Origin of the sequence: Deinococcus detaillensis (genome assembly GCF_007280555.1) — a bacterium.
In the GTDB taxonomy this organism is placed as follows: domain Bacteria; phylum Deinococcota; class Deinococci; order Deinococcales; family Deinococcaceae; genus Deinococcus; species Deinococcus detaillensis.
The window spans coordinates 25,769-51,252 of the sequence record NZ_VKDB01000015.1; the positions used below are offsets into that span (position 1 = coordinate 25,769).

The 25,484-nt window shown below is 61.7% G+C and carries 23 protein-coding genes and 1 pseudogene; 16 read left to right on the top strand and 8 right to left on the bottom strand.

The genetic code is table 11. The features are described from left to right. Positions 1-28: 28 nt before the first annotated feature. Both FNU79_RS12840 and FNU79_RS12845 read left to right on the top strand, forming a co-directional pair. A complete protein-coding gene (locus tag FNU79_RS12840) occupies positions 29-1,207 on the top strand; it encodes a class I SAM-dependent rRNA methyltransferase (RefSeq protein ID WP_143721221.1) in 1,179 nt (392 codons plus the stop codon). Positions 1,208-1,538: 331 nt separating this feature from the next. Beyond that, positions 1,539-3,323: a DEAD/DEAH box helicase gene (locus tag FNU79_RS12845; RefSeq protein ID WP_143721222.1), complete on the top strand. Its 1,785-nt coding sequence runs from the start codon at positions 1,539-1,541 to the stop codon at positions 3,321-3,323. Positions 3,324-3,619: 296 nt separating this feature from the next. Here the strand turns inward: FNU79_RS12845 and FNU79_RS12850 are convergent, their stop codons facing one another. Continuing rightward, positions 3,620-5,005: a phytoene desaturase family protein gene (locus FNU79_RS12850; protein WP_225430059.1), complete on the bottom strand. Its 1,386-nt coding sequence runs from the start codon at positions 5,003-5,005 to the stop codon at positions 3,620-3,622. Between the two features lie 6 nt (positions 5,006-5,011). Further along, on the bottom strand, positions 5,012-5,893 hold the full coding sequence (locus FNU79_RS12855) for a UbiA family prenyltransferase (RefSeq protein WP_143721223.1): 882 nt from the start codon (positions 5,891-5,893) through the stop codon (positions 5,012-5,014). A gap of 101 nt (positions 5,894-5,994) precedes the next feature. Between FNU79_RS12855 and FNU79_RS12860 the strand changes: the two genes are divergently transcribed. The 4 genes from FNU79_RS12860 (at position 5,995) to FNU79_RS12875 (ending at position 10,058) form a co-directional block, all read left to right on the top strand. Then, positions 5,995-6,579 carry a TetR/AcrR family transcriptional regulator gene (locus FNU79_RS12860; protein WP_143721224.1) on the top strand — a complete coding sequence of 195 codons (585 nt, stop codon included), beginning with the start codon at positions 5,995-5,997 and terminating at the stop codon, positions 6,577-6,579. Between the two features lie 53 nt (positions 6,580-6,632). Further along, positions 6,633-7,574, top strand: a complete 942-nt coding sequence (locus FNU79_RS12865) for a c-type cytochrome (protein WP_143721225.1) — start codon at positions 6,633-6,635, stop codon at positions 7,572-7,574. A 149-nt stretch (positions 7,575-7,723) separates the two neighbouring features. Continuing rightward, on the top strand, positions 7,724-8,593 hold the full coding sequence (locus FNU79_RS12870; protein ID WP_143721226.1) for an alpha/beta hydrolase: 870 nt from the start codon (positions 7,724-7,726) through the stop codon (positions 8,591-8,593). A gap of 127 nt (positions 8,594-8,720) precedes the next feature. Continuing rightward, a complete protein-coding gene (locus FNU79_RS12875; RefSeq protein ID WP_225430060.1) occupies positions 8,721-10,058 on the top strand; it encodes a LysM peptidoglycan-binding domain-containing protein in 1,338 nt (445 codons plus the stop codon). On the opposite strand, the gene FNU79_RS12880 is transcribed toward FNU79_RS12875, so the two are convergent. Continuing rightward, on the bottom strand, positions 10,055-11,005 hold the full coding sequence (locus tag FNU79_RS12880; RefSeq protein ID WP_143721228.1) for a hypothetical protein: 951 nt from the start codon (positions 11,003-11,005) through the stop codon (positions 10,055-10,057). The two genes, FNU79_RS12875 and FNU79_RS12880, sit on opposite strands and share 4 nt — an antisense overlap. 285 nt (positions 11,006-11,290) lie before the next feature. Here FNU79_RS12880 and trpE point away from each other — a divergent pair, with 285 nt between their 5' ends. The 10 genes and pseudogenes from trpE to FNU79_RS12925 all read left to right on the top strand — a co-directional run bounded on the left by trpE (position 11,291) and on the right by FNU79_RS12925 (position 20,795). Further along, a complete protein-coding gene (trpE, locus tag FNU79_RS12885) occupies positions 11,291-12,745 on the top strand; it encodes an anthranilate synthase component I (RefSeq protein ID WP_143721229.1) in 1,455 nt (484 codons plus the stop codon). Positions 12,746-12,849: 104 nt separating this feature from the next. Further along, positions 12,850-13,158 (top strand): annotated as a pseudogene (locus FNU79_RS19460) (GNAT family N-acetyltransferase); the annotation flags it as partial. A gap of 36 nt (positions 13,159-13,194) precedes the next feature. Further along, positions 13,195-13,836, top strand: coding sequence for an anthranilate synthase component II (locus FNU79_RS19465; RefSeq protein WP_225430065.1), 642 nt, complete (start codon positions 13,195-13,197; stop codon positions 13,834-13,836). Further along, positions 13,833-14,837 carry an anthranilate phosphoribosyltransferase gene (gene trpD, locus FNU79_RS12895; RefSeq protein ID WP_143721231.1) on the top strand — a complete coding sequence of 335 codons (1,005 nt, stop codon included), beginning with the start codon at positions 13,833-13,835 and terminating at the stop codon, positions 14,835-14,837. The genes FNU79_RS19465 and trpD overlap by 4 nt, the downstream gene beginning before the upstream one ends. Before the next feature lie 91 nt (positions 14,838-14,928). Next, positions 14,929-15,945: an alpha/beta hydrolase gene (locus tag FNU79_RS12900; protein WP_143721232.1), complete on the top strand. Its 1,017-nt coding sequence runs from the start codon at positions 14,929-14,931 to the stop codon at positions 15,943-15,945. Positions 15,946-16,490: 545 nt separating this feature from the next. After that, positions 16,491-17,033 carry an RsmD family RNA methyltransferase gene (locus tag FNU79_RS12905; protein WP_124868506.1) on the top strand — a complete coding sequence of 181 codons (543 nt, stop codon included), beginning with the start codon at positions 16,491-16,493 and terminating at the stop codon, positions 17,031-17,033. 32 nt (positions 17,034-17,065) lie between these two features. Then, positions 17,066-17,560, top strand: a complete 495-nt coding sequence (gene coaD / locus FNU79_RS12910; protein ID WP_143721282.1) for a pantetheine-phosphate adenylyltransferase — start codon at positions 17,066-17,068, stop codon at positions 17,558-17,560. 115 nt (positions 17,561-17,675) lie between these two features. Further along, positions 17,676-18,593, top strand: a complete 918-nt coding sequence (locus FNU79_RS12915; RefSeq protein ID WP_143721233.1) for an aldo/keto reductase — start codon at positions 17,676-17,678, stop codon at positions 18,591-18,593. Between the two features lie 208 nt (positions 18,594-18,801). Further along, on the top strand, positions 18,802-19,551 hold the full coding sequence (locus FNU79_RS12920) for an HNH endonuclease (RefSeq protein WP_143721234.1): 750 nt from the start codon (positions 18,802-18,804) through the stop codon (positions 19,549-19,551). Continuing rightward, entirely contained in the window at positions 19,548-20,795 is a 1,248-nt protein-coding gene (locus tag FNU79_RS12925) for a 3-isopropylmalate dehydratase large subunit (protein WP_185974708.1), read from the top strand. The genes FNU79_RS12920 and FNU79_RS12925 overlap by 4 nt, the downstream gene beginning before the upstream one ends. A 363-nt stretch (positions 20,796-21,158) precedes the next feature. On the opposite strand, the gene FNU79_RS12930 is transcribed toward FNU79_RS12925, so the two are convergent. The 5 genes from FNU79_RS12930 to FNU79_RS12950 all read right to left on the bottom strand — a co-directional run bounded on the left by FNU79_RS12930 (position 21,159) and on the right by FNU79_RS12950 (position 25,369). Next, positions 21,159-21,974 carry a hypothetical protein gene (locus FNU79_RS12930; RefSeq protein WP_143721236.1) on the bottom strand — a complete coding sequence of 272 codons (816 nt, stop codon included), beginning with the start codon at positions 21,972-21,974 and terminating at the stop codon, positions 21,159-21,161. A gap of 182 nt (positions 21,975-22,156) precedes the next feature. Then, the gene (locus FNU79_RS12935; protein ID WP_143721237.1) at positions 22,157-22,666 is read right to left on the bottom strand and encodes a MogA/MoaB family molybdenum cofactor biosynthesis protein; all 510 of its coding nucleotides are present in this window, start codon (positions 22,664-22,666) and stop codon (positions 22,157-22,159) included. A gap of 64 nt (positions 22,667-22,730) precedes the next feature. Further along, complete coding sequence (locus FNU79_RS12940) at positions 22,731-23,633, bottom strand: DUF721 domain-containing protein (RefSeq protein ID WP_143721238.1); 903 nt, start codon at positions 23,631-23,633, stop codon at positions 22,731-22,733. Beyond that, complete coding sequence (gene recF / locus FNU79_RS12945) at positions 23,630-24,742, bottom strand: DNA replication/repair protein RecF (protein WP_143721239.1); 1,113 nt, start codon at positions 24,740-24,742, stop codon at positions 23,630-23,632. The genes FNU79_RS12940 and recF overlap by 4 nt, the downstream gene beginning before the upstream one ends. Before the next feature lie 33 nt (positions 24,743-24,775). After that, positions 24,776-25,369: a DUF402 domain-containing protein gene (locus FNU79_RS12950; protein WP_143721240.1), complete on the bottom strand. Its 594-nt coding sequence runs from the start codon at positions 25,367-25,369 to the stop codon at positions 24,776-24,778. Positions 25,370-25,484: the final 115 nt, after the last annotated feature.

The following is a 25,484-nucleotide window of genomic DNA, read 5'->3' on the forward strand; positions in this document are numbered from 1 at the left end:
GTGTTTCTCGGCGTGGAATACTTCCAGCATGAATGTGAAGATCAAAACTCAAGCGCTCCGCCGTCTGCGTGGCCGTTATCCTTTCGGTCACACCGGCGATATCGCCAGCGCCGATGCTGGAATAACGGCGGGCGAAGTGGTGGACGTCCTGACCGAAGAAGGCCGCTTCGTGGGGCGCGGTTACTTCAATGCCGCTGGCGCGACGCCGCTGAGGATGCTGACCTTGCAGCGCGAGGACATCAACGAAGCGTTTTACCGCAGGCGCATTCGGGAAGCCCTTCAGCGGCGCGAAAACCAGATTCACCGTACCGACGCCCTGAGAGTCATTCACGCCGAGGCTGACGGCCTGCCGGGCGTGGTGGCCGATCAATTCGGCAGTTCCTCATCTGGCGGGGTCTTGGCGGTGCAGCTTCGCAACGCGGGCACCGAGCGCCACCGCGATTTGATTCTCAGCGCACTCAAAAAAGAAACCGGCGCGGCGGCGGCTTATGAACGCAGCGATACCGGCGAGCGCCGCCGCGAGGGACTTGACCTCAAAACCGGCGAGTTGTGGGGTGAAGTTCCGGCGCGGGTAAACTTCGTGGAAGATGACTTGGAGCTGTTTTTCGAGTGGCGAACGGCCCAGAAGACCGGCTTCTTTCTCGATCAGCGCGACAACCGCCGGATGATGGCCGAGTTGGTGCGGCCCGGCCAGAACTTTCTGGATGTCTATTCCTATACTGGGGGCTTCAGCTTGCAGGCGGCCAAGCGGGGCGCGACCACGCTGGCGGTAGACAAAGACGTCGCCGCCCTCGCCACGCTGGAAGCGGTGGCCCGCGCCAACAAACTCAAAGCGGGCGCGAGGCTGGGCGACGCGCTTGAGGTCTTGTCGCAGCTTGAGCGCGAAAAGCGGCGCTTCGACGCCGTGGTGCTCGACCCGCCCACCCTCGCCAAGCGCCGTGACGACGTCCCCAACGCCAAACGGATCTTCACGGCGGCGGCCACCAGCGCCCTGAAGATGCTCAATCCCGGCGGCCACCTGCTGATTTCTACCTGCGCCCATTATTTGCGGGTCGACGACCTCTTGGACGCCGCCCGTGTCGCGGCAGGTGAGGCCGAAGCCGCCGCTCAGGTCGTGGCCATCACTTACCAACCCGCCGACCATCCCTACATGTTGGCGGTGCCGGAGAGCTTGTACCTTAAAAGTGTATTGCTCAAAAAAGAATAAGTTGGCAGATGCTAAGCAGAGACGGTGTTGCCTCCGGCGGGACAAACATCACACATGCCGCCGATTTTTAGTGTACAATTTACCCTTAGTGTCCGTCCCCGTACTTGCGGGTGACTGACCGGGCCGAGAATGCCACGAACCGCCTGCAACGCCTTCACCGTGTGTTAGAACCAAAAAGGCAGGCAGGTAGATTAAATTAGGTGGCAGGGTTGTTGCACCGGACAAAAAAGCTTTGACATGCAAGGTTGGAGATGAGTGAGACGACTCCTAAATGCAGCATGAATGAGGCTTTCACCGGCGAGCGTGCAAAAAACCCCGGCAAAGGTACTCAATGTTATTTAGTGAACTGATCAACCCCGAACTTGCCGCACGCCTTGAAGCCCAGGGCATCACCGAAGCCACCCCTATTCAAGTTGAGAGCCTGCCGCACACCTTGGCAGGCCGCGACTTGATTGGCCGCGCCCGCACCGGCACCGGCAAGACGCTGGCTTTCGCGCTGCCGATCATCCAGAGCTTGGAGCCCAGCCGTGAGCGTGGCCGCACGCCCCGCGCCCTGATCATGGCCCCGACCCGCGAACTGGCCAAGCAAGTCGCCGAGCATTTCAACAAAGCCTCGGGCAGCTTGGAAGTCTTGACCATCTACGGCGGCGCAGCTTACGGCCCCCAGGAAAAAGCCCTCTCTCGCGGTGTGGACATCGTCGTGGGCACACCCGGACGCATCATTGACCACATCGAGCGCCGCAACTTGATGCTCGACGCGGTGCAGTTCGTGGTACTCGACGAAGCCGATGAGATGCTCAGCGTAGGATTCGCCGACGCCATCGAAGAAATCCTCAAGGCCACTCCTCCCGAGCGCCAGACCATGCTGTTCAGCGCCACGCTGACCCGCGACATTTTGCGAATTGCCAAGCAGTACCAGAACGATCCGGTGACGGTGGATCTGGTCGGCGAAGGCAAGAGCCAGGCCGCCGTGAGCGTCGAGCACCTCAAGATCCGCGTGGGGCGCACCCGCACCCGCTTGCTCGCCGACTTGCTGACCGTTTACAACCCTGAACGCGCCATTATCTTTACCCGCACCAAGCGCGAAGTGGACGAACTGGCCATGGAGCTCATTCACCGTGGTCTAGAGGCCGAAGCGCTCCACGGCGACCTCGCGCAGAGCCAGCGTGAACGCGCCCTTGGTGCCTTCCGCGCCGGACGGGTGCGTGTGCTGGTCGCCACCGACGTGGCCGCCCGTGGCCTCGATATTCCCGAAGTGGACTTGGTGGTTCAGTACCACCTGCCGCAAGATCACGAAAGCTACGTTCACCGCTCGGGCCGGACGGGCCGCGCTGGGCGCACCGGCACCGCCATCGTGATGTACGGCGACCGCGAGCAGCGTGACCTTCGCAACTTGGAGCACGCCACCGGCGTTCACTTCCAAGAGCGCCTGCACCCCACCCCCAAAGAAGTCCGTGACGCTTCGGCCAGTACCGCAGCCGATCAGGTTCGTAAGGTGGATTCCGAATTTGCCGAGCCGTTCCAGCAAGCGGCTGAGCGCCTCTTTAGTGAACTGGGCATCGAAGGTCTGGCCCGCGCTCTGGCCCGCATCGCCGGAGCGGTGACGGCTGCCCGCAGCGTGAGTCTGCTCAGCGGTGAAGAAGGCCAAATCACCGTGATGCTGCGTGGTCAGCGTCTCAGCGTGGCCCGTACGGTCGCCCTGATTGCCCGCAGCACCGACATCGACAGCCGCGCTCTGGGCAAAGTGCGTTTGTTCCAAGACGGCGCGGTGGCCGACTTGCCCAGCGAACTGGTTGCCAAGTTGCTGGCCGCTTCGCCCCTCGATGACCAGATCGAGGTCAGCGTGCCGGACGAGTTGCCCGAACTCACCGACGCCCCGCAGCGTGAGCGTTTCAGTGACAGCCGCAGCGGTGGCGGTTACCGTGGCGGAAGCCGTCAGGGTGGCGGCAGCGGCGGAAGCCGTTTCAGTAACGACCGTGGTGGCAATGGCGGCGGCAGCGGCGGGAGCAATTTCCGTGGCCGCAGCAGCAGCAGCCGTGAAGATTTCGGCAGCCGCGAGTTTGTTCCCAGCGGCCCCGAGCGCAGCGGCAGCAGCGAGCGGCGGGATCGCCGTTAAGCGCTAGAAAAACGGAGCAGGGTGGGTGTCTGGAGAAGACACCCACCCTGCTTTTTGGTTTGGGGGCTGGGTTGTGGTTTCGTCTTCCCCCACTCCCAGTCCTCTCCCCGTTGGGAAGGGGGGAGCTGGTCGCTGCGCTCGGTACTGTGACTGTGCGGCGTGACCTTTGGTTGATGCCTCCGGCGTTCTCTACGACTGGGTCTTCTGTTCTGTTTTGGCCGACACGTTTTGTATTTTCCCAGCTTGGCATATGGGAAGGCAAAGGTCGAATTCAAAAGCGGGCGACTTGTTGCAAGTTACGCTTGCTGAATCAGCTTGGAGACGATCAGTGCGCCGCCCAGAATCGCCGGAATGCCGCCGCCCGGATGCACCGCCGTACCGACTTGCCAGAGCTTGGCCGACACGCGGTACGGCTGAGGATGAAACGGCCCGCTGCGCCACGCCGGATAAGCCGCGCCGTAGATCGCGCCTCCCGTTGTGCCGAGTGCGGCGTAATGGACTGGATCAAGCGCCCTGATCTCAAGCGCCTTGCAGAGGAGATTTGGCACGCCCAAGACCCGCTCAACCCGCTCCACTTGCCCGCGCACCCACGGCTGAGTGAGGCTGAGCCTCTGCCCCGCTGCCGGAACGGTGAGCAGCAGCGCCAATTTGCGTCCCTCGGCATGAACGAGCGCCAAAGTGTCGGGCGGCATTGCTTGGGCCTGCACGGCCCGCCGGAAGGTTTGAAAATTGGACGGCGCAATGATGCTGGTGGCGGGCAGCGGTACAGGTTCAGCAAAAGCGGCGTAGATCGCCAAGCCGCTGACGGTGCGGGCCTGCGGCTTGCTAAGCTGCCCGCTCAACTCGGCCCGCCGCGCCGGATCGAGGGCGCTGACGATCAATTCATGCCGCGCCGTTCTGCTTCCCAATTCAAGAATGCCCCGCGCCGCATCCAAAAGGGTTACGGGCGTTTGGTCTAGCAGTGTGACACCCCGCTCACGGCAAAAGCGCAGCAACTCGTCGAGCAAGCGCGTCATCCCGCCGGCGGGCCGAGACACCTCGGCGGCGATCAGAGCTGGAAGCAGCGCGTAGAGGGCGGGTGCGTCCTTCGGACTCAGGCCCGCGTTCAGCGCGTGGGTCTTGAGAGCGTGAGCCAGCAGCGGCGAAAAATGCTGGGCGTTGATCCAGCTTTCGGCGCTCAGGTGGCCGCCCAGCACCCGCCCGACACGGGCACTCGCCCGCAAAAATGCCGGCTCATCCAAGCGCGGCGGCAGGGTCAGCAGAGTTTCGACCTCAGCTTGAATGGGGCCAACCCGCGCCAAGTAGCGCTGCCACTCGCCGGAGAGCGGGTGATCCGGCGGCACCGGCAGCGCTACAGCCCCGAACGGCGTGTGATGCAGTCCCAGTCCGCCTTCAAGCGGCTGCAAATCAAGCGAGTCGGGCTCATTCAGTGCGGCCAAATAGCGCTGACAAACGCCCGGAAAGGTAAACAGACTCGGCCCCGTACCAAATGCCAACCCGCCCACCGACAGCCGCGAGAGTTTGCCGCCGAACTCGCCCGCTTCATAGACCGTGACGGAGTGGCCCGCTTCAGCCAACAGCGCCGCCAGGCTCAGTCCCGCGAGGCCGCCGCCGAGAACGGCGATGGAGATTGCGGGTTGTCGGCGGTACGTTATTGGCCCCACTCTTTTCCTGTTTCCCACAACCCATTAGCCTTTTGCCAGCACATACACCAACTGCACCCCGCTCACCGCGCCGACGATCCACGGCGAGACGATGCTCAGCGGGTACAAGCGAGCGGCCTGCTCGGAAGTCGGGCGGCGCAGCAAACGGAGCGCCATACCGCCGCACACCAGCCACAGCGCCGAGCTGCTCAGCGGACTCAGCGGCCACAGCAGCGCTCCAGCGAGGCCAAACCAAGCCAGCGCGTAGCGGGCCGCTCCAAGTGCGCCCAATGTAGTTGCCACCGTATGGGTGTGGGCGGCGGCGTCGGCGGGAATGTCTTGCACCGCGTCAAAGGCGTGCTTGCCCACCGCGTAGGCGCACAGCGCGGCGCAGGCCAGCGCAGGTACCGCCGCGCCCACCATCAGCGCCGGAATCAGCAGCGGCAAGGCGTAAGCCACGTTGGACAGGCCGTCTAAAAAGGGGCGAGTCTTGAAGCGCAGCGGGCGCAAGCTGTAAGCCGCGAACAGGCCCGCACACAGCAGCAGCACGCCGTAAGCGGCGGGGGAGAGCAGCCACGCCAGCACCAGCAAAAACGGCAGGTTCAGCGCCAGGATCAGCCACAGCAAGCTGTTTTCCTCGCCGGAGCGCAGCCTCGCGCCCTGCCAGCCGCCCTTGCGCTCGCTACGGGCGTCCTCGGCCATGTCGGAGAAGTCGTTGAGGCCGTAAATCAGCAAGTTAAACGGCAAGCTGAGGTAAACCAGCAGCAGCAACCAGCCCGCGCTCATGTTCCAGAGCTGGCCCGACAGCCACAGGCCCGTGACCGCCACCCCAAGCGTGTTGACCCACAGCGCAGGCCGCGAAACGAGCAGCACTTGGCGCAGGGGTAACAGGGTGAAGGCAAAAGAACGGGGTTGCAGTCGGCTCATGGGGCAAGTCTCACTCAGGCCAGTATAGAGGCGCGGTTCGGGGCGTTTTGTCTGGGTCAGTCTGGACAAACAAAAACGGGAGAGCGGTTAAACTGCTGCCTATGGCCCGCCGCGTTGATCCTGTTCAAGACCGCCTGCGCCGCGCCGCCTTGGAGCAGGCCGCCTACCAAGCTATTTTCGAGTGCGGCTTTGCCAGCGTGACGCTCGGTGACATCGCCGCCCGAGCGGGAGTCAGTAAAGGCACGCTGGTCTACCACTTCGGTAGCAAAGAAGAACTGCTGGCCGCCGTGATGCGCCGCTTCGTGCGGACCGTCACCGCAGCCACCCGCCGCGCCTTGCGGCAAGCGCCCAGCCCTGAAGCCAAGTTGCAGGCTTACGTCGAAAACCAGTTTTACGGGGTGCTCAACACCAAGCGGTTTTACACAGTGTCTCTGGATTTGCTCGCGGCGGCGGCCCGCAGCCCCGCGCTGATGAAGGTGCAGCGCGACTTCGTGGCGGCCAGCCTCAGCTTAGATCTCGAACTCTCGGCGCTGGGCGGTGGGGCCGACCTGGCAGCGCGGGCTTGGCAACTCCGCGCCCTGGTCGACGGCCTGAGTGTCCGGTTTTTGGCCGATGAACAGCCGGATTTGTATCTCTACCGACGAATTTGCCTGACGGGTCTGAGAGCGCTCTTATGGCCCCCTTGAGAAGGCAAGAAACGAGGCCAAATTGCCCCGCCGCCTATGCTAGGGTTTGATGGATGAGAAACGCTTTTATCGTGTCTGCGGCGCTGCTGTTAGTCGGTACGGTGGGGGGCGGCTATACCGCTTACCATCTGGGAACAAGCCATGAAGAAAAAGCTGCTGGGAGCGCAGGTGAAACCAAAAGCCCTGTAGCAGTGATGAACAACGACGCGGCCTCGGCGGGCGTTAGTCCAGCGGCGGGTCAGGCTCCGGCAGCCGGCAGCGCTGCTCCTGCCAGCACCGAGGGCAAGAGCGTCAGTGGCGCTTCCGGCGCGGCTGCGGGCGAGTCCGGCACCACCCCGGCGGGTACGCTAGCGGGCAACAAAGCGGACAGCTTGTCGGCGGGCAGTATGCCGACGAGCGGAGCCAGCCAAAGCCCCAATGCGGCGGGCAACACGCCCGGCAACAACCAACCGGCGGGCAACGCCAGCGCCGCCGAGGGCGCTTCCGTCGTCGCCAAAGACCGCGCTTCGGGAACGTCGTCCACCACTGCTGCGCCTGGTGCGCCCACCAAGCCCACCAGCGCTGCCAATCCTTCAGGCAGCGCTCCTGCGCCGGGCAGCACCAGCGCCGCCACCCCGAATCCAGCAACGCCAGCTCAAACGATGCCGGCCCAAACAACGCCTGCCGCTAGCACCGCTGCGGCTGCGGCTGCTCCGGCCAGCGACGCGGCCACTTCCGGCGACGCGGAGGCCGGCAAGCTGATTTTTGCCGGAGCCAAGAAGCCTGAAGTCAACTGCGCGGTGTGTCACGGCGCACAGGGGAAAGGCGGCGTGGGGGCCAACCTGACCACTCCCGACGGCCCCAAGGGCTGGGACGAAACGCAGTTCTTGACGACGCTGCGCCAAGGCCAAACCCCTCAGAGGATGCTCAACGCCACCATGCCGCGCTTTGCCGAAACACAGCTCAGCGACACCGAGATCAACGATATTCACGCCTTCATCAAAACCCTGCCTTAACCGGCTGGAATCAGCGCATATCTGCGCCCAAACACGTTACTTCCGCTCGCTCAGGCAGCGGCAGTGACGTGTTTGTCTTTTGTTTATGCTGGAACTTTTAGCAGCCGAGCATCCATTTGGGCCTGAACTCGGCGCATTACCTTGACGGCATGAAACGCCGCCTTCTCGCTTTGCCTTTGCTGCTCACCCTTGGAGTGGCCCTCACCGCCTGCAATCCGGTGGGCACCCTCAACCGCGCCACCAGTCTCAGCGGCCTGAGCGTTACCCACGACCTCCACTACGGCTCCGACCCGCGCAACGTGCTCGATATTTACGCGCCGCAAGGCGCTGCCAATAAAGCGGTGGTGCTGTTTATTCACGGCGGCTCGTGGGAGAGCGGCAGCAAAGACGAATACGTGTTCGTGGGCGAAAGCCTGGCGCGGGCCGGATACGTCACGGCGGTGATGAATTACCGCCTCGCCCCGCAGCACCCTTACCCCGATTACGTGATCGACGCTGCCAGCGCCCTCAAGTGGCTGCAAGACAACGCCGCTCAGTACGGCGGTAACGGCCAGCGCCTCTATGTGGTGGGCCACTCGGCGGGGGCCTTCAATGCGGTGGACGCGGTGGACGACAGCCCCTTCTTGAGCGACGCGGGCGTGCAAGCGGGCACGGTGCGCGGCGTGGTGGGTATTGCTGGTCCCTACGACTACGATTTCCGTCAGTTCCCCACCAAAACGGCTTTTCCGGCAGGCGGCGATCCGGCCCAGATTATGCCGACCCAGCACATCCGCGCCGACGCGCCGCCCAACCTGCTGTTGGTGGCGGGCAACGACCAGACGGTTGATCCCAGCAACGGCGAGAAGATGAAAGCGGCCCTGCAAGCGGCGGGCGTGCCGTACACCTACACGGTGCTGCCGGGCCTAAGCCACATCACTGTCGTGGCAGCGTTGTCGCGCCGCCTGACTTTTTTGGGCGGAACCCGTCAGGCCGTTCTGGACTTCTTGAACACCCAGGAAGCCAGCGCCGCCAACAAATGAGCGTGAAAATCACCGACTGTGCCTAGACAACCCTGATCTGCGTCAGGTTCAACTCACCTTGGGATGAGCCTTTCATGATGGGATGGATGTTGTGTGTCGTTTGCCCCTCTTCCGTACTCTGCGTTCCGTGCTGCTGTTCAGCTTGGCCAGTTCAACCGCGTTTGCCGCTGTCACCGTTCAAAAAGGCGATACCCTCTTCACTCTTTCGCGGCGCACAGGCGTGAGCGTGGCGCGGCTGCAAGCGCTCAATCAGCTGCCCGGCACTCTCATTCGCGTCGGCCAGGTGCTTAGAACGGGCGGGACGCTGCCCGTCACCAAAGCCGCGTCCAAAGTTGCCGCCTCACCGCCAAAAAGTGCCAGCGCCAAGCCGCAAAGACCCAGCCGCTACACTGTGCGCTCCGGCGACACCTTGAGCAAAATCGCGTCCAAAATCGGCGTCAGCGTCCGCGCTTTGCAGGGAGCCAACCAGCTCACCGGCACGCTGATTTTGGTGGGCCAGGTGCTCAAGGTGCCGCCCGCCGGCGCGTCGGCGGCCCGCGTTCCGGCGCTGCCGCCCAACACCGAGGCCCGCGTCGTCTACACCTACCGCACGGTGGGCGTGCGCGACACGTTCGTGACGTTGGCCCAGACCGCTCAGCAAAACGCCAAGCTGACTTCGGCGCAGTTTATGAATCTCAATCATCTGAGGATCGCCTGGGTTTATCCCGGCATGAAAGTGCTGCTGCCCCAGCGTATTCCAGTGCCGATTCCGCCCGCGCCTCGCCGCCGCGCCGTAAGCCTATCGGCCGTCCGTGTGCTCGACACCGCCGTGCAAGTGGTCAGGGTGGATTTGCGCTGGCGCGACGTGTTAGTTTCTCCGGTGCTGCCTTCGCGCGGGATTGGCAGCAGTGCCCGTGTCAGCACGTTGGCCCGGCAAAGTGGCGCGACGGCAGTGATCAACGGCAGTTATTTTCATCCGCGCAGCTATATTCCGGCGGGCGACCTGGTGGTGCAGGGCAAGCGCTTGTCGTGGGGCCGCATTCCGGTGGCGCTGGCGATCACGCCCGACAACCGCGCCTACATTGGCGGGGGCGGCGGCGCAGGCAGCAGTGGTGTGGGCAGCAACTGGACAGGCATGGAAACGGTGATTGCCAGCGGGCCGCAAATCGTGCGCGGCGGTCAGGTCAGCACCGCCTACTCGCGCGTCTTTCAAGACCCCGCGCTGTTTGGCCGCGCCGCCCGCAGCGCTATCGGCCTGAGCAGCAACCGCGACCTCATTTTGGTCAGCACCCACGCCCGGCTGACCATCAGCGAAATGAGCAAGGTCATGGCCCGCCTCGGAGCCAAAGACGCTTTGCTGCTCGACGGCGGCTCCAGCGCGGGTCTGTCTTGGAACAACACCTCCGTTTTGGAAAGCGTCCGCAGCGTGTCATACGGAATCGGGGTCTTTTCGGAGTATTCGGGGCGGCGGTATTCGCGGACTTAACGCCCCGCCCGCACGTCCTCGATCAGTTCGTGGCCCATTTCCAAAGCCACCGGCCCCAAGGGACTCAGGCCCGCGCCCAGCACGGTGCTGAGTTTGGCCTGCCGGGCGCTGCTGAGGTGGTTCCAGCGCTCCAAGTCGCTTCGCCACAGCAGGGCGGCTTCGTCGCGCACAAAACGCACTGCGCCGTCAAAGTAACCGGCTTGCTGAGCGAGTTTGGCGCGTTTTTCGGTTTGCACCAGGTTCAGGCCGCGTGTGGCCAACAGCACGCGGCGGGCTTCGTCTGCGCCGCCAAAGCCGTAGAGCTGGTCTAAATGATAGACCGCTCTGGGAAAGGCCAGTCCCGCCTGCGCCCGCCAGTGGTGCGGCAACCGCACGCCGCCGTCCGGCCAACTGGCGGGCCAGAGGTGCAGGTGCGTCAGCAGCGCCGGATAAAGGAGGCGAGTGGCAATTCGGCGGGTTTCGGTGAGCGCCAAGAGTTGCCCGGCAATGCCGCTGCCGCGCCTGAGCCACTCGCCAGCGGCGCTGAGTTCGGCGGCGGCTTGATCGAGGAGGGCGGTTCTGGCTGCGCTCAGTTGCGGCGCGGACGCTTGCCGGAGTTGGCGGCCCAACTTGGCGAGATTTCCGCTGGGATCATACACCGCCTTGGCGTTTGCCAGCCACTCCAGCGGAGCCTCTGCCCGGTACAGGGCGGCCCAGTCTTGCCAGTCTTCCAGCTTTTCATAGGGAAACTGCCAGAGCTGTACGCCGTTTTGTGTCGTTTGCTTGGCGTCGCTCAGGCCGCGCTCAAACACCAACAGCGCTGGGCGGCTGCCTGCCCACGTGGGAGCGCTGCTCATGACCTCGGCCACCGCCCTGACTTTGCGCTCCGCCGTCAAGCGCTCAAGGAGGAGCAGGGTGGAGTCGGTGAGAGCGCTGGTGGGTTCGTCGCGGATTGGGGCAGAAGGCATCAGGCCATACTTTACAAAGGAACCCGAATCAGAATTGGAGCGGTGGGTAGATAGTTCGCTGGCACACTGGGGTAGCTGCACAGGCCTTTACCTTCCGCTTGCTGGCGACTATGCTAGCAACATGATCCGCGCACTGACCAACGTAGCCTGGTGGTGGCCCAAGTTTCTTGGGTGATGTTCGGCTGCTTTCAGATTTGATTTCAGCGCCGCGCCCAAGAACGTCATCGTTCGGGGCGCGGTTTTTTGTGGTTTCGCTGCTCGACTTCAGCTCCATAAGGAACTTGTATGACCTCAACCATCCAAACACCTGTTACTCAACCGTTCACTGAAGTGCGCGAACTCAATGCCGACCTCGATACACCGGTCAGCGCCTACCTGAAAGTGACCGGCGGCGCGAAGAAACTGAGTTTTCTCTTGGAAAGTGTGGAAGGCGGCGAGCGTCAGGCCCGCTATTCGTTTATCGGCGTGGGCGAAATCGGGCGCTTCACGTTGAGGGGCAGGCAAGCCACCCTCAGCGGAATTTTGGCCGAAGGTTCGGACACTGAAACGTTTGAAACCGCTGATCCGCTGGACTTGCTTTACAGCCGCGTCATCAGGCCGATTCACTTGCCTGCTGAGAAATTCAGTGGCCTGCCGCCCTTTTTTGGCGGCGCAGTGGGGTACGCTTCCTACGACCTGATCCGGGTCTACGAGCAGTTGCCCGACCACAACCCCGATGAACTCAACGTGCCCGACGCGCTGTTTATCGTGCCGGAAGGCTTGGTGATTTTTGACCACTTGCGTCACCGCCTTTACGCTGTGGCCATTTCGGAAGATCAGGCGCAGGCGCGGCGGGTCGTCGAACAGTTGGAAGCCGATTTGCGCGGCCCGCTGCCCGCCGTACCCGGACGCGAGAAAGCCGAGCCGATGACCTTCAAGAGCAACATGACGCCCCGCGAGTACGAACAAGCGGTAGAAAAGTGCATCGAATACATCCACGCCGGAGACGTTTTTCAAGTGGTGCCGTCGCAGCGCTTTTCGGCGGAGCTGACGGTGGAGCCGTTTGCGCTCTACCGGGCCCTGCGCGGCATCAATCCCAGTCCGTATCTGGGGTTTCTCAATCTGGGCGAAGTGACTTTGGTGGCCAGCAGCCCCGAGAGTTTACTGAGAAGCGACGGCGTCAGCATCGTCACCCGCCCGATTGCCGGAACGCGGCCACGCGGCAAAACGCCCGCTGAAGACGAAGCGCTGGCCGCCGAGCTGCTCGCGGACGAAAAAGAACGCGCCGAACATTTGATGCTGGTGGATTTGGGCCGCAACGACATTGGCCGGGTAGCTGAATACGGCAGCGTTATGGTGGAAGACTCCTTCACCATTGAGCGCTACAGCCACGTGATGCACATCGTCAGCGGGGTGCGCGGCAAGTTGCGGGCAGGGTTGACCCCGCTGCATGCGCTGGCCAGCGCCCTGCCAATGGGCACCGTCTCGGGAGCGCCCAAAATTCGGGCCATGGAAATCATCGACGAAGTGGAAACGGTGCGGCGCGGGCCTTACGGCGGCGCGTTCGGCTACATCGCCTTCGACGGCAGCTTGGATATGGCCCTGACCCTGCGCACCATGGTGATTACCGGTGGCAAGCTCCATATTCAGGCTGGAGCGGGCATCGTGGCCGACTCGCACCCACCCACCGAGCAAGAGGAAACGCGTAACAAAGCGGCGGCGCTGATGCGGGCGGCGGAGCGGGCTGCGGCGGGCCTGTGATGCTTCGGACAGCGACTGTTGATGACTTGCCTAAGTTATTTGCCTTGCAGCATCTGGCCTTTCAAAGTGAAGCGGAACTGTATCCCGAAACGGTCATCTCGCCGATGCGCCAGACCTTGCCGGAATTGGAAAGCGAGTTCTCCCAGTTCGAAACGCTTATTACTGAGGAGGATGGCAAATTGATCGGCTCGGTGCGGGGGCAGGTGGTGAGTGAGTGCGGAGAGATCGGGCGGCTGATGGTGCGTCCGGAGGGGAGCGGGCGAGGGCTGGGGCGCAGACTCGTTCAAGAAATGGAATCGGCGCTGGGCGTTCAGACCTTCAGGCTGTTTACGGGCGAGCGCAGCTTGAGTAACCTGAGGCTTTACGAATCGCTTGGTTACGTTCAGGCCAGTTCGTTTGAAGCGGGATCAATCCGCATGATCGAGTTAACAAAACAAGGAGCCTCCACTATGACTGAACCCGGCTTACCACTCACGGCTCCACACATTCTCCTAATAGATAACTACGACTCCTTCACTTACAACCTCGTTCAATATTTTGGTGAACTGGGTTGTGAGCTCACCGTTTGGCGCAATGACGCGTTCACTTTGGAAGAAGTCGAAACACTCAACCCCGACGCCATCGTAATTTCACCCGGCCCCTGCACGCCGCTTGAAGCCGGACTGAGCGTGGATGTGGTGCGGGCCTTCGCGTCCAAGTACCCGCTGCTGGGGGTGTGCTTGGGGCATCAAAGCATCGGTGAGGCGTTCGGGGCCACCATCAAACGCGCTCCGGTTCCGGTTCACGGCAAAACCAGCCGCGTGAGGCACGACGGCCAGACCTTGTTCGTGGGCCTCGGCGAGGAGGCCACTGTGACGCGCTATCACAGCTTGGTGGTGGAAGACTTGCCGCCCGAGTTGCTGCCCACCGCTTGGACGACCGATCAGACCCCCAGCGGCGAATACCGCGCTCTGATGGCCCTGCGCCACCGCGACTATCCAGTGTTCGGCGTGCAGTTTCACCCCGAAAGCATTGCCACCGAAGACGGCAAAGTGATGATCCGTAACTTTTTGGCCGAAGTCAGGCGGCACCAAGCGCAGGCTCCGGCATGATTCACGCCCGCTTGATGAACGGCGAGCGGCTCAGCCAGATCGAGGCCGCCGCTTTTATGGACGAGGTGATGAGCGGCGATATCAGCGCCACCCGTCTCGCCGCCGCGCTCTCGGCCTTGCGGGTACGCGGCGAAACGCCCGAAGAAATAGCGGGCTTTGCTCAATCGATGCGGCGGCACGCGGTGCGGGTTCCGGTGACGGCGCATCCGATTTTGTTAGACACAGCCGGAACTGGAGGCGACGGAGCCAACACCTTCAACATCTCCACGACGGCCGCTTTTGTGATCGCGGCGGGCGGTGTGCCTGTGGCCAAGCACGGCAACCGGGCCGCCAGTGCCCGCGCCGGAAGTGCGGACGTACTGGAAGCTCTGGGCGTCAACTTAGACGCGCCGCCTCAGCGCTCGGCACAGGCCATCGACGAGTTGGGCGTGGGCTTTATGTTTGCCCGCAATTACCACCCGGCTCTGCGCCACGCCGCGCCGGTTCGCACCGAGCTGGCTTCGCGCACCGCTTTTAATGTGCTGGGGCCGATCAGCAATCCTGCTGGCGCGACCCATCAAGTGGTGGGCGTCTACAGCCCCAAACTGACCCGCACGCTGGCCGAGGTGCTGCGGCTGCTGGGCAGCAAAGCGGCGCTGGTGGTGTCAGGCGAAGGACTGGACGAACTGACCGTCTGCGGTCCCACCCAGGTCAGCGAACTGCGGGCGGGCGAGGTCACCGACTCAGTGCTGTATCCGGCAGATGTGGACTTGGACACATACCCGCTCAGCGCTCTGGTCGGCGGCGACGCCCATGAAAACGCCGCTGTCACCCGCGCCATTTTGTTGGGCGGCGGCACAGCAGCGCAGCGGGATGTGGTGGCGCTGAACGCCGGAGCGGGGTTGTATTTGGCCGAAAAAGCGCCGGACTTGCGCGGCGGGGTGAAGTTGGCGCAGGGCATTTTGCAAAGCGGCGCAGCGTGGGATCTTCTGGAGCGCTACGCGGCGTATACGCATCAGTGAACGGCCTCACGCACCCAAGATCAAGCCGATCTTAACTGAGTTGCAACTCCGCCTTATCCCAACCCCGGTCCCCAGCCGCTAAGCTAAAAAGATGAGTAAAAAACATACCTTAGGCTTATGGATAGCGGTCGCGGCGCTCGGCCTCAGCGTCACTTTGGGCCGGGCCGGAGCGCAGGCTGACGTGGGCTCATCCTCGGTGCTGTCAGCTCAGACCGCAGCCATTCAACCTTCTGGCCTCCGCAGCGCCCTCGATGCCGAGCGGCGTTTCGTGGACGTGCCTGGCTTCGGTGCAGTCGCCTACTACCTCGACACGCGTGGTTCAGGCCGACCACTGGTGCTGACCACCAGCATCAACGCCGCCGCCAGCGCTTACGAAATGAAGCCGCTGTTTGATACTTACGTCGGCACGCGGCCCATTTATGTGCTGGAATGGCCCGGTTTCGGCAGCTCAGACCGTCCAGATGCGCAGTACACCCCCGAACTGATGACCCGCGCCCTTAGCGCCCTGCTCGACAAGATCGGTCAGGACGTGGACGTGGTGTCGCTCTCGCTCGGCTCGGAATTTGTGGCGCGGGCGGCGCTGAGTGACACCCGCATCAAGTCGCTGGCGCTGATTTCGCCCTCGGGCCTCGGCAGCGCACGCGGCGGCACCCAGCGGGCACGCGACGAGGACGGCGGCCAGAAGCTGTATGGCCGCCTCAAAACCTTCGGCACGCCGCTGTTTGCCCTCATTCGCAGCCAGCCCAGCGTATTGTATTTCCTCAATCAGAGCTTCGTGGGGCCAGTAGACGACGGCCTGTTCCGTTACAGCTTGGAAAGCTCCGATCAGCCTGGTGGCAAGTACGCCCCGCTGTATTTCATCAGTGGCAGGCTGTTTACGCCAGACGCCTACGAGCAGCTTTACAGCAAACTGAGCATTCCGGTACTGGTGCTCTATGACAAAGACAATTTCGTCAACTTTGACCGCCTGCCGGAGTGGGTCACTCAGGGCAACGTGAGCGCTACCCGTATTGTGCCGAGCAACGGCTTGCCTCAATTTGAAAAGTTGCCGGAAGTCAAAGTGGCGCTGGATGGGTTTTGGCAAAGCATGGGGCTGCAAGGCAAATAAAATTTGACAGTTTACCGACTGAGAAAATGGTGGTTTGCGTTCAGCGTCTTCTTCATAATCGTCTCTTTATTTGGAATCCTCACCTCTGACCCCAAAACATCATTTTTTGAGTATACATTCGGATGTTTACTTTTAGTTGCTTCGACATGCTGGCTTTTTATTGCTGCTCTATCAAAAATAGTGATTACACCCAATTCAATTTCTAAATATGGCCTTTTCGGCAACTGGGAAATTAGGGGGGAGGATATAGACGGAATTGCCATCGAATGTGTTCCGAGGTCGTCCGGCCTAATTCTGAAGCTCCGTACTGTTCACGGACAGCTCATATCCATAAACTTTAACTCCTACAGGGGTGAGTAGGAGGCGTGGCAGGAAATCCGCAAAATGATTGCGCCAGAAGTGGTTCGGGGACGCTGGCCCAACTCCATGATTTGGTTACCAGACCGGGATAAGTTTTAGGCCTGGAGAGTTGATTTTGAAGCTGTGCAGTGTTCCCTCCGCTATCCTCAACTCATGAAATCTTTCCATCTTTCGGCGGCCCGCGCTTGAGCGTCCGTATTCTGGGCGGCGTCGCCAAGGGCCGCGCCCTGAAGGTTCCGCAAAGCGCCCGCCCCAGCACCGCGCGGCTGCGCAAGAGCTTGTTCGACTTGCTCTATTCGCGCACGCCGGACGGCGCGACATTCATTGACTTGCACGGCGGCAGCGGCGCAATCGGCTTGGAAGCGGCCAGTCGCGGCTACCAAGTCACCTTGATCGAAAAAGACTCGCGGGCCATCAAAGACATCGAGCAGTCGGCGCGTGATCTGGAACTGAGAGTGCGGGTGCTGCGCGGCGATACCAACGTGCTGATCGGCCAATTGCCGCCGCATGACATCATTTTTGCCGATCCGCCGTATGCCCAGGACGTTCCCAAGCTGGCCCGCCAGATTCTAGGAAGTCCGCTGATGGGCGAGGACTCGCTGTTGATCGTGCAGCATCCCAGCCAAACCCGCTTTGATGAGATGGAGGGCTTTGCCGCTGAGCGCCGCACGTACGGCAGCAACGTGCTCACTCTCTATACCCGCCAGCCCGCCGGAGAGTTGCCATGAGCCAACCACCCAAGACTTTAGAAAACAGAGGCATGAACGCCGTATTCCCCGGCAGTTTTGACCCGGTCACCAGCGGCCATATGGACGTGCTGACCCGCGCTTCCAGAATCTTCGATCATGTGACGGTGACCGTGATGCACAATGCCCGCAAGCAAAATAAACACCTGTTCAGTTTGGAAGAAAGAATGGCGATTCTCAGTGAAGCAGCCCAACACTTACCCAATGTCAGCATAGATACATTCGGCGGCCTTCTGGTGGATTATATGCGGCTGCAAAACCGTAGCATTATCGTGCGCGGATTGCGGGCGGTGTCGGATTACGAATATGAACTGCAAATTGCCCATCTCAATCGGCAACTCGGCGATGTGGAGACGGTTTTTATTATGGCGGCGACCCGTTGGAGTTTTGTCTCCAGCAGTATGGTGCGCGAAATCGCTTCTTACGGGGGCGAAGTAGACGAAATTGTGCCGCAAGCCAGTGCCAAAGCGCTGAGGCTTAAATTTGCTGATGTGCACCGGCCCGAATAAGAATGACGTTGGGCCAATATTTATGCGGTGTACTCGGTGCGGTCTGCTGTGCTTGAATAACAGTGCTTTGAGGCTTTAATTGACCGTTTCAAGAAAAGAGTTCAGGAGGATACCCATGAGAACCATCAAACTTGGCACCACAGATTTAGACGTTCCTGTCGTGGCAGTCGGCTGCATGCGGATCGATACCATTGGCCGTGCCGACGCTCAAACGTTTGTTCAAACTGCGCTGGATCAGGGCGCGACCTTTTTTGACCATGCCGATATTTACGGCGGCGGCAAGTGCGAAGAGATTTTTGCCGACGTCATCGAGATGAGCAGTAGCGTGCGTGAAAAAATCATCTTGCAATCCAAATGTGGAATTCGCAAAGGCTCATTCGACTTTTCCAAAGAACACATCTTGAGTTCGGTAGACGGCATCTTAAAACGCCTCAAAACCGATTACTTGGATATCTTGCTGCTTCACCGCCCTGACGCTTTGGTCGAACCCGAAGAAGTCGCCGCCGCCTTCGACCAATTGGAACAGGGAGGCAAAGTTCGGCATTTTGGAGTGTCCAATCAGCACCCGCGCCAGATTGAATTGCTTAAAAAGTTTGTCAAGCAGCCGATTGTCGCCAATCAATTGCAGCTCAGCATCACCAACGCCAGCATGATTACCTGGGGCTGGAATGTCAATATGCAAAACGCCGAAGCGGTTGACCGTGATGGGGGCATTTTGGACTACTGCCGCCTGCATGACATCACCATTCAGCCTTGGTCGCCGTTTCAATTTGGTTTTTTTGAGGGTGTGTTCTTGGATAACCCCGAATTTCCCGAACTCAATGCCAAGATTGATGAAATCGCCGCCAAATACAATGTCAGCAACACGACGATCGCGATGGCATGGTTGCTGCGCCATCCGGCCAAGATGCAGCCAGTGACGGGCACCATGAATGTGCAGCGCCTCAAAGACTGCGTCAAGGCCAGCGAGATTAACTTGACGCGGGAAGAATGGTACGGCGTGGCAACGGCGGCGGGGTACGTGTTGCCGTAAGAGGAGAGCAAATGGGTAGGCTCCAGCAGGATTTCTCCTGCTTGGAGCCATTTTTTGTGTTGAAAGTGGCTAAATCCAAGGCTCAGGTCATAATAGAAAGAAGGATGCGTCACCGGAAATGGCCTAACAAGGTCGCTACTGTCACTGTCTTTAGCACCTCATGGCCCTGAGCTGACGGAGGGCTAAAGCGAGGAGGATTAGAGCGAGGATGAGCAGGAATACAGACTTTAACGTCGAAGAATATAAGAATGCTCTCAAAAGATTGAAATCTACAGACAGACTGACGAAAACACGTCTCAAAATGCTCCAGTTTCAATATGTGTCACCTAAAAAAACTATTTTAGACGCCGATTTAACAAATCACATGGGCTGGAAAGGGCACGGCGTCAACCTTCATTACGGTAGATTGAGGGCCATCATCGCAGCAGAAATTAAAGATGCTGAATCAGAAATACGGAGCGGGAGATTGCCTTGGACTTTCTTATCATCTGGCGAAATATGCGAAGAAAATTACTATTGGGTCATGCGCCCCGCCCTTGCTCAAGCTTTGGAAGAACTTGGCTTGGTTGAAGGGTCAGAAGTAAATACCGCCGGATCAGAACTTGAACCTGAATTTGGCGAATTGCCGCCCCGCCGTTATCCCGAAGGCGCAACCCGACAAGTCACCGTCAATGCATATGAGCGAAACCGCGCTGCCCGCAAAGCTTGCATTGCCTACCACGGCACCATCTGCTCCGTTTGTGACTCGGATTTGGAGGAGTTTTACGGCTCTATTGCTTACGGTTTTATCCATGTTCACCACCTCAAACCTCTTTCTGAAGTTGGTGAAGGCTATAACGTAGACCCAGAGACTGACCTCGTGCCGGTTTGCCCCAATTGCCATGCCATGTTGCACCGCACAAATCCGCCGCTCACTATAGAGCAGCTTAGAGAATTGATTCAGGAGGCCCACCGATGACCCAATCAACCCCCCAGCCTCAAACGATGGCCGAGCGCATTCTCTCTCAGCGCGGCGGCGGCACCTTTTATGCAGGCGACCTCGCGGTGGTGGAAGTCGATCAGGTGATGGTCGTGGATTCCATTGCCCAGAGCTTTATCGAGCGGATGCAAAAAGACCTCGCCGCCGTGCCCAAGTACCCCGAGCGCGTGTCCATCGTGATTGACCACGTGGCTCCGGCCAGCACCGTCAGCGTGGCGCAGGCACAAAAAGAAGCCCGCGAGTACGCCGCCCAAACTGGCGTGCGTCTCTTTGACGTGGGGCGGGGCATCTGCCACCAAGTCTTGATGGAAGAGGGGCTGGCGAGGCCGGGTTGGATCGTGCTGGGCAGCGACAGCCACTCCACCACTTACGGCGCGGTGGCGGCCTTCGGCACTGGCATGGGAGCCACCGACATCGCTCTGGCGGCGGCCAGCGGCAAAACGTGGCTGCGGGTGCCGGAAAGCGTCAAAGTCACCTTGACGGGCGAGTTGCAGCGCGGTGTCAGCGCAAAAGACGTGGCGCTGGAGATGATCTCGCGGCTGGGAGCGGACGGAGCCACCTATCAGAGTGTGGAGATTCACGCGGGCGACAAGTTTACACGCGGCGAGCGGATGACGCTGGCGAACTTGTGTGTGGAAGCGGGCGCGAAGGCCGGACTGGTGGTGCCGGGCGGCGAGATTCTGGAGATGTACGACGTGCCGGAGTGGGTCTACCCGCAGGAAGGCGCGAAGTACGTCCGCGAACTGGAGATTGACCTTACGGCGCTACGCCCCCGCATGAGTGCGCCGAGCGAAGTGGACAACGTTTATGACGTGTCCGAGCTGCGCGGCCTCAAAGTGGATCAGGTGTTTATCGGCACCTGCACCAACGGGCGCTTGGACGACTTGCACGCCGCCGCCGAAGTGCTGCGGGGCCACAGAGTTGACCCGACCACCCGCCTGCTGGTCATCCCCGCCAGCAGCCAAGTGATGGAAGCGGCGATGGCCGACGGCACCCTGCTGACCCTGATCCAAGCGGGCGCGGTGCTGGGGACGCCGGGCTGCGGGCCGTGCATGGGGCGGCATCAGGGCGTGTTGGCTCCCGGTGAGGTGTGTGTGAGCACTAGCAACCGCAACTTCATAGGCCGCATGGGCGACAAGGACGCCAAGATTTATCTGGCCTCGCCCGCAGTGGCGGCGGCCACAGCGGTGATGGGGAGGATTGCTTTGCCGGAGGATTTATGAGCGGCGTAGGGGTTCCTGAATTATTTGCTTCTCTGAATAGGTATTTGGCAGCTTTCGCCGCGCTCAACACTAGGCCTCTTGCGAAAGTGCTTGTATAAGCCGACAGAGTGAGCCATGAACGTGTAGAACGCGCCCTGAAAATGAACCACGCCCAGGTTGAATGGCGAACTGGGATTTACTCCAAAACCGCAGCCGATAGGGAAGCTGTTTTACTTCAACGTGAGGGCGAAAAAAAGAAGAGCGGTCATCCGGCGATACTCAATCCGGCTGAACAGTTCCTCCTCACACTCGCGTAACTAGAGTTGCCGTGCTTGGGCCGCTCCCTATCGCTCGATGAAATTTACGTTGGCTTGCTGAGCTGATTTAATTCAGCACCCGCTCGCCCGCTTCCGCTGCGCCCTGCGTGACCCAGGCGTTGGCCCAGTCGGCACGGAACAGGTAGGTGGCGTCCTCGCCTTCGCGGGCGTACCACAGCCGCACGCCTTCGTGTGGGCCGCCGCGCATGGGCGACCAGGGCATCAGGTAAGCGGTTTCTCCGGCGCTCAGGGTAGACAGGAGTTCGCCGTCTGCGCTGCGGGTGCGCAGCCAAGCGTTGCCACTGGCAGGCGACCAACCTGCCAAGTAGAGGGTGTGGCCGGAGGTGTTGACCAGTCGGGCGGCGTTCACGTCCAGCGTCAGCTCGAGGTCGGCGACTGCTGGGGTCACTGCACCTTGCCAGCGCCGCAAAAAGGTGGGGGACACCTTAAAATTTGGCGCAACCACGTTGAAGCGCTTGGGATACAGCGTTGCCGAGAGCAGCAGCGCCAAGCTGTAGAGCGTCAGTGCCGCTGCGCCAAACAGTAGATTGACGCTCTGGATTTGCACCCCCCAACTTACCGATAGCAGTGCGCCGATCAGCAGCAGCCAGATTAGGCCGCCCTCAGCCCGCCTCGGCGGCCCCCGCAGGCGTGATACCGGCCAATAAGCGGCGATCAGCACCAGGCCCGCGCCCATGCCAAACAGCGCGGGCACGTCCAGCACCGGCGCGGCCAGCAGCGAGGTCAGGCCCAGCGGCATCAGGATGCCCAAGCGGGGCCACAAACTCCTCCGGGCCGACTTGGCGACTTGCCACAGCCAAGTGATCGCCACGCCGAGGAGCACGGCGGCGTAAAGGGGAGTGAGTTGGGTCAGGGTCGTCATGATTGGTCGGGTTCCTTGGGAGTTAGGCGGTGGGGTGTCAGGTGTGGCAAATAGCGAAAGATAGGCGGACTCAGAAGCAGTTCTCAGGTGGGCTTCGTGGTCTCAAGGCGCGTTTGATGTGGTTGACACTCGCCACTGACTACGCAGGACTGACTGAACGCTGTTCTGTTGTTCGGCTCGGCTCAGTGCTGCCCGTGACGGGTCATTTCATACACCAGATGGCCGAGTTCGTCACGCAGCAGGCCTTCCCAGGCGGTTTGCACAGCGTTGAGACTGCCCGGCAAAGCAAAAATCAGGGTGTGGCCTGCCAATCCTCCCACCGCCCGCGACAGCATCGCCGCGCCGCGCACTTCCTGATAACTCAGCATTCGGAACAGTTCGCCGAATCCCGGCATCGGTTTAGTGATCAGCGACTCCACCACCGGAATGGTCACGTCGCGCCCGGTGATGCCGGTGCCGCCGGAGGTAATCAGCACCTGCGCGTCAACCATCAAGCGCAAAATGGCGGGGCGAATGAGCGTGGCGTCGTCTTTGACCAGCGCCGAGCCGCTGAGCTGGTGGCCTCCGGCGGTGAGCTGGTGGCGCAGATAGTCGCCGCTGGTGTCGTTGTCCGGCGTGCGGGTGTCGCTGATGGTCAGCACGGCAGCGCGAACGTGGCGGGGTGCAGCTTGTTGGTGGTCATCACGGCCCATGCGCGTCACTTTACGCCGCTTGGCGCTCAGCGTAGGCGAATTAAGGCACGGTTGAGGTGCTTGATCAGGGAGTGGGCCGCTCGTTCAGCCCGTCTGCCCCCGCTTTCAAGACTGCTAGCGGCCCGGCGGGGAGGGCGTTCCAATCGGCTTTGCTCAGCCGCGCGCGGCGGTGAAACAGCTTGAGGTAAAGGGCGGCCTGCTCCTTCAAAAAGGCGCGGTAATGGTCGTCGTTGCCTGCCTGTACGCATTCCAGCGCCAAGTTCTCCAACTTCTCGGTGAGTGCCAAGAGCGCCAGAAAGCGGGCCGCGTCGGTGCCGCTGTTGCCCAGCATGTCCGGCAGGGCGCTCAGGCCTGATGGGTCGCGGGCCAGCCGCAGCGCCGAGCGCTTCACGTTGGGGTCTTCCAGCGTCAGGGCGCAGGCGTGGCAGGGCTGCTGCTTGCTCGGCTCTCCGCACACTAAGCAGGGCGCGTAACCCTGCTGCTCGCGCCAGCGCCGGGCGCGGGTCACAGCTTCGGCGGCCCGTAGAGCCACGTCGTGCAGGCTGTCGGGCGCGGCCTGAGCCAGTTTGCGGGCGCGGGCGCGGTCAGGGGCGGGCAGCACTTCTGGCAGCGGCGCGGCAATGTGCGCGTTCAGGCGGCCCACCGAAAAACGCAGTTCGATCACGCTCTGGTCGCCGAGTTTTTCTTGCAACAATTTCAAAAACGCCGGGCGCTGCAAGGTCAGGAAGTGGGCCATGCTGCTGTCTCTGACCTCGACAAAGAGGGTGTTGCCCTGCTGGCTGCGGGCGCGGGTCAGGCGGGCCAAGTCGGAGCCGACCACCTCCGGCCATAGCAAGATGCTGCGGGCCTTCGAAACGCCGCTCTGCAAGCGGTGCTTGGCCAAGGTGGTGCCCAGCACGTCGCGCAGGCCACGTGTGCCGCCGGTTCGGCTGCCTCCTCTGCCCGAGAAGCCGCGCCCCCGCGTCATCCGACGACCTGCTCCAGTGCGGTGTGTTTGGTGGCTTGTTCAGGAGTGCTGTTCTGTTCAGGGGCACTGCTTTGTTCAGGAGCGAAGATGCCCGACTCGGCCCGGAAGCTGAGCGCCGCGCCGGGGGCTTTCTCGGTGCCGGTCACGATGGCCTGCGGCACGCTGGCGGCCAGGCTCAGCAAAAAAGCCCGCCGCGAGGGATCGAGCTCGGCAGAAAAGTCGTCGATCAGCAGCAGCGGCATTTCACCAAAGCGCTCGTGCAGCAGCTCGAACTCGGCTTTCCTTAGGCTCAGGGCAATGGTGCGGGCCTCGCCCCGACTGGCGTATTCACCCGCCGCGAAGTCGCCCAGCGTCAGGCTCAGGTCGTCGCGGTGCGGGCCGATCACCGTCGAGCCGCGTGCCCGCTCCTCGGCGGCGCGGCGGGTGAAGTCGGCTCTAAAGGTTTCGGGGGTGGTGGTCTCGCTGAGTTCTATCCGCAGCGGTTTGCTGGATCCCAGCGCGGCGTTGGCTTCATAAGCCAGTTCGGCCAGCCGGATCACGGCGCGGCGGCGCACGTCCATGATTTCGCTGCCGAGTTTGGCCAATGTTTCTTCCCACACCGGCATGGCCCAGTCTTCTCCAGCCTTCAGCGCGGCGTTGCGCTGGGCGACGGTGCGCTCATAGCGCGAGAGCTGCTGGCCGTAGCGGGCGCTGACGCGCGAGAGCAGTTCGTCGAGGTAAGCGCGGCGCACACTCGGCGCACCATAGACGAGTTCCGAGTCCTCGGGGCGAATCCAGACGGCGCTGCCGCGCGGGAGCTCCTGCCCGCGCACCCGCACGCCGTCGGCCTTGAGGGTGCGCCGCCCGCGTCCCAGCCCGACTTCCAAGACGCTGAGGCTGCCGCCCTGCCACAGATCGGCCCGCACATAAGCCTCGCGCTCGCCCTGCAAGATCAGTTGTTCAAGGCGGGTCACGTCGCTCAGGCCGGTCAGGGCCAGATAAACGGCTTCCAGCAAGTTGGTTTTGCCCGCTCCGTTTGGCCCCCACACGGCGCTGACGCCCGCTGGAAAATGCAGCGTGGCGGGCGCGAGGTTGCGGTAATTGAGGGTGGTGAGGGTTTGCAGGAGCATGCAGGCATTCTAGCGGGGACGTCTAGGTGCGAACTAGGAGCAAAGGGGAACTTCACCAAAATCGGCCAAGCGCGGATCTACTCCCTGAGCCGCCAGATAAGCGCCCAGCTCGAAACCGTGCTGGGCCAGGTCGCTGAGCAGGGTACGGGCCTGCTCCCAGACGCGCTCGGCTTGCTGCTGCGGCAAGTAGCCCGCGAGCGCCGCGCTCAAAAACTCGTCTTCGTCCACCACTTCGGCCCGTTTTCCGCGCCAGATCAGCACATCGAGGTAGTGGTCGTGCATGGTCCAAACGCTGCCGTCCTCGGTGATGGTGGCCAGGTCGAGGTAATAATCATGTTCTCGCACGCCGTAAAAGTCGTAGCGGCAAATTTGCAGCCCCAGTGCGGGCAGCAGGTGGGCGTGCCAGGCGCGGATGCGCGGGTGGGCCACGAAGCGGCGCGAAACGAACAGCCCGTCGCTGTGCTGGCAGTAGCGGTCAACAGGGCGCAGGCCGGTGTTGGTGTGGTGCAACTTGGCCGCGAGGTCGTGACGCTCGATTTTGGGCGGTTTGGCTGGAGCCAGTGGGCAAGAAAGCGGCCCGGAGAGAAGGGGAGTGGCCCAGTCGGTAAAGAGCGCTTGTGCCGCCATGCCTCACCCTACAAGATGCCATCTCTCAAAAAAATACAGGACGCCGAGCTGTGTAGACGCCTGCCCAAGCATGAATACTTTGAATCCGTAGGAGTTGGAGCGGCGACCCCGCTCT

Coding starts and splice junctions, on each gene's coding strand:
- FNU79_RS12840 (WP_143721221.1), top strand. CDS start 29: ATGAATGTGAAGATCAAAACTCAAGCGCTCCGCCGTCTGCGTGGCCGT.
- FNU79_RS12845 (WP_143721222.1), top strand. CDS start 1,539: ATGTTATTTAGTGAACTGATCAACCCCGAACTTGCCGCACGCCTTGAA.
- FNU79_RS12855 (WP_143721223.1), bottom strand. CDS start 5,893: ATGAGCCGACTGCAACCCCGTTCTTTTGCCTTCACCCTGTTACCCCTG.
- FNU79_RS12860 (WP_143721224.1), top strand. CDS start 5,995: ATGGCCCGCCGCGTTGATCCTGTTCAAGACCGCCTGCGCCGCGCCGCC.
- FNU79_RS12865 (WP_143721225.1), top strand. CDS start 6,633: ATGAGAAACGCTTTTATCGTGTCTGCGGCGCTGCTGTTAGTCGGTACG.
- FNU79_RS12870 (WP_143721226.1), top strand. CDS start 7,724: ATGAAACGCCGCCTTCTCGCTTTGCCTTTGCTGCTCACCCTTGGAGTG.
- FNU79_RS12880 (WP_143721228.1), bottom strand. CDS start 11,005: ATGCCTTCTGCCCCAATCCGCGACGAACCCACCAGCGCTCTCACCGAC.
- trpE (WP_143721229.1), top strand. CDS start 11,291: ATGACCTCAACCATCCAAACACCTGTTACTCAACCGTTCACTGAAGTG.
- FNU79_RS19465 (WP_225430065.1), top strand. CDS start 13,195: ATGACTGAACCCGGCTTACCACTCACGGCTCCACACATTCTCCTAATA.
- trpD (WP_143721231.1), top strand. CDS start 13,833: ATGATTCACGCCCGCTTGATGAACGGCGAGCGGCTCAGCCAGATCGAG.
- FNU79_RS12900 (WP_143721232.1), top strand. CDS start 14,929: ATGAGTAAAAAACATACCTTAGGCTTATGGATAGCGGTCGCGGCGCTC.
- coaD (WP_143721282.1), top strand. CDS start 17,066: ATGAACGCCGTATTCCCCGGCAGTTTTGACCCGGTCACCAGCGGCCAT.
- FNU79_RS12915 (WP_143721233.1), top strand. CDS start 17,676: ATGAGAACCATCAAACTTGGCACCACAGATTTAGACGTTCCTGTCGTG.
- FNU79_RS12920 (WP_143721234.1), top strand. CDS start 18,802: ATGAGCAGGAATACAGACTTTAACGTCGAAGAATATAAGAATGCTCTC.
- FNU79_RS12925 (WP_185974708.1), top strand. CDS start 19,548: ATGACCCAATCAACCCCCCAGCCTCAAACGATGGCCGAGCGCATTCTC.
- FNU79_RS12930 (WP_143721236.1), bottom strand. CDS start 21,974: ATGACGACCCTGACCCAACTCACTCCCCTTTACGCCGCCGTGCTCCTC.
- FNU79_RS12935 (WP_143721237.1), bottom strand. CDS start 22,666: ATGGGCCGTGATGACCACCAACAAGCTGCACCCCGCCACGTTCGCGCT.
- FNU79_RS12940 (WP_143721238.1), bottom strand. CDS start 23,633: ATGACGCGGGGGCGCGGCTTCTCGGGCAGAGGAGGCAGCCGAACCGGC.
- recF (WP_143721239.1), bottom strand. CDS start 24,742: ATGCTCCTGCAAACCCTCACCACCCTCAATTACCGCAACCTCGCGCCC.
- FNU79_RS12950 (WP_143721240.1), bottom strand. CDS start 25,369: ATGGCGGCACAAGCGCTCTTTACCGACTGGGCCACTCCCCTTCTCTCC.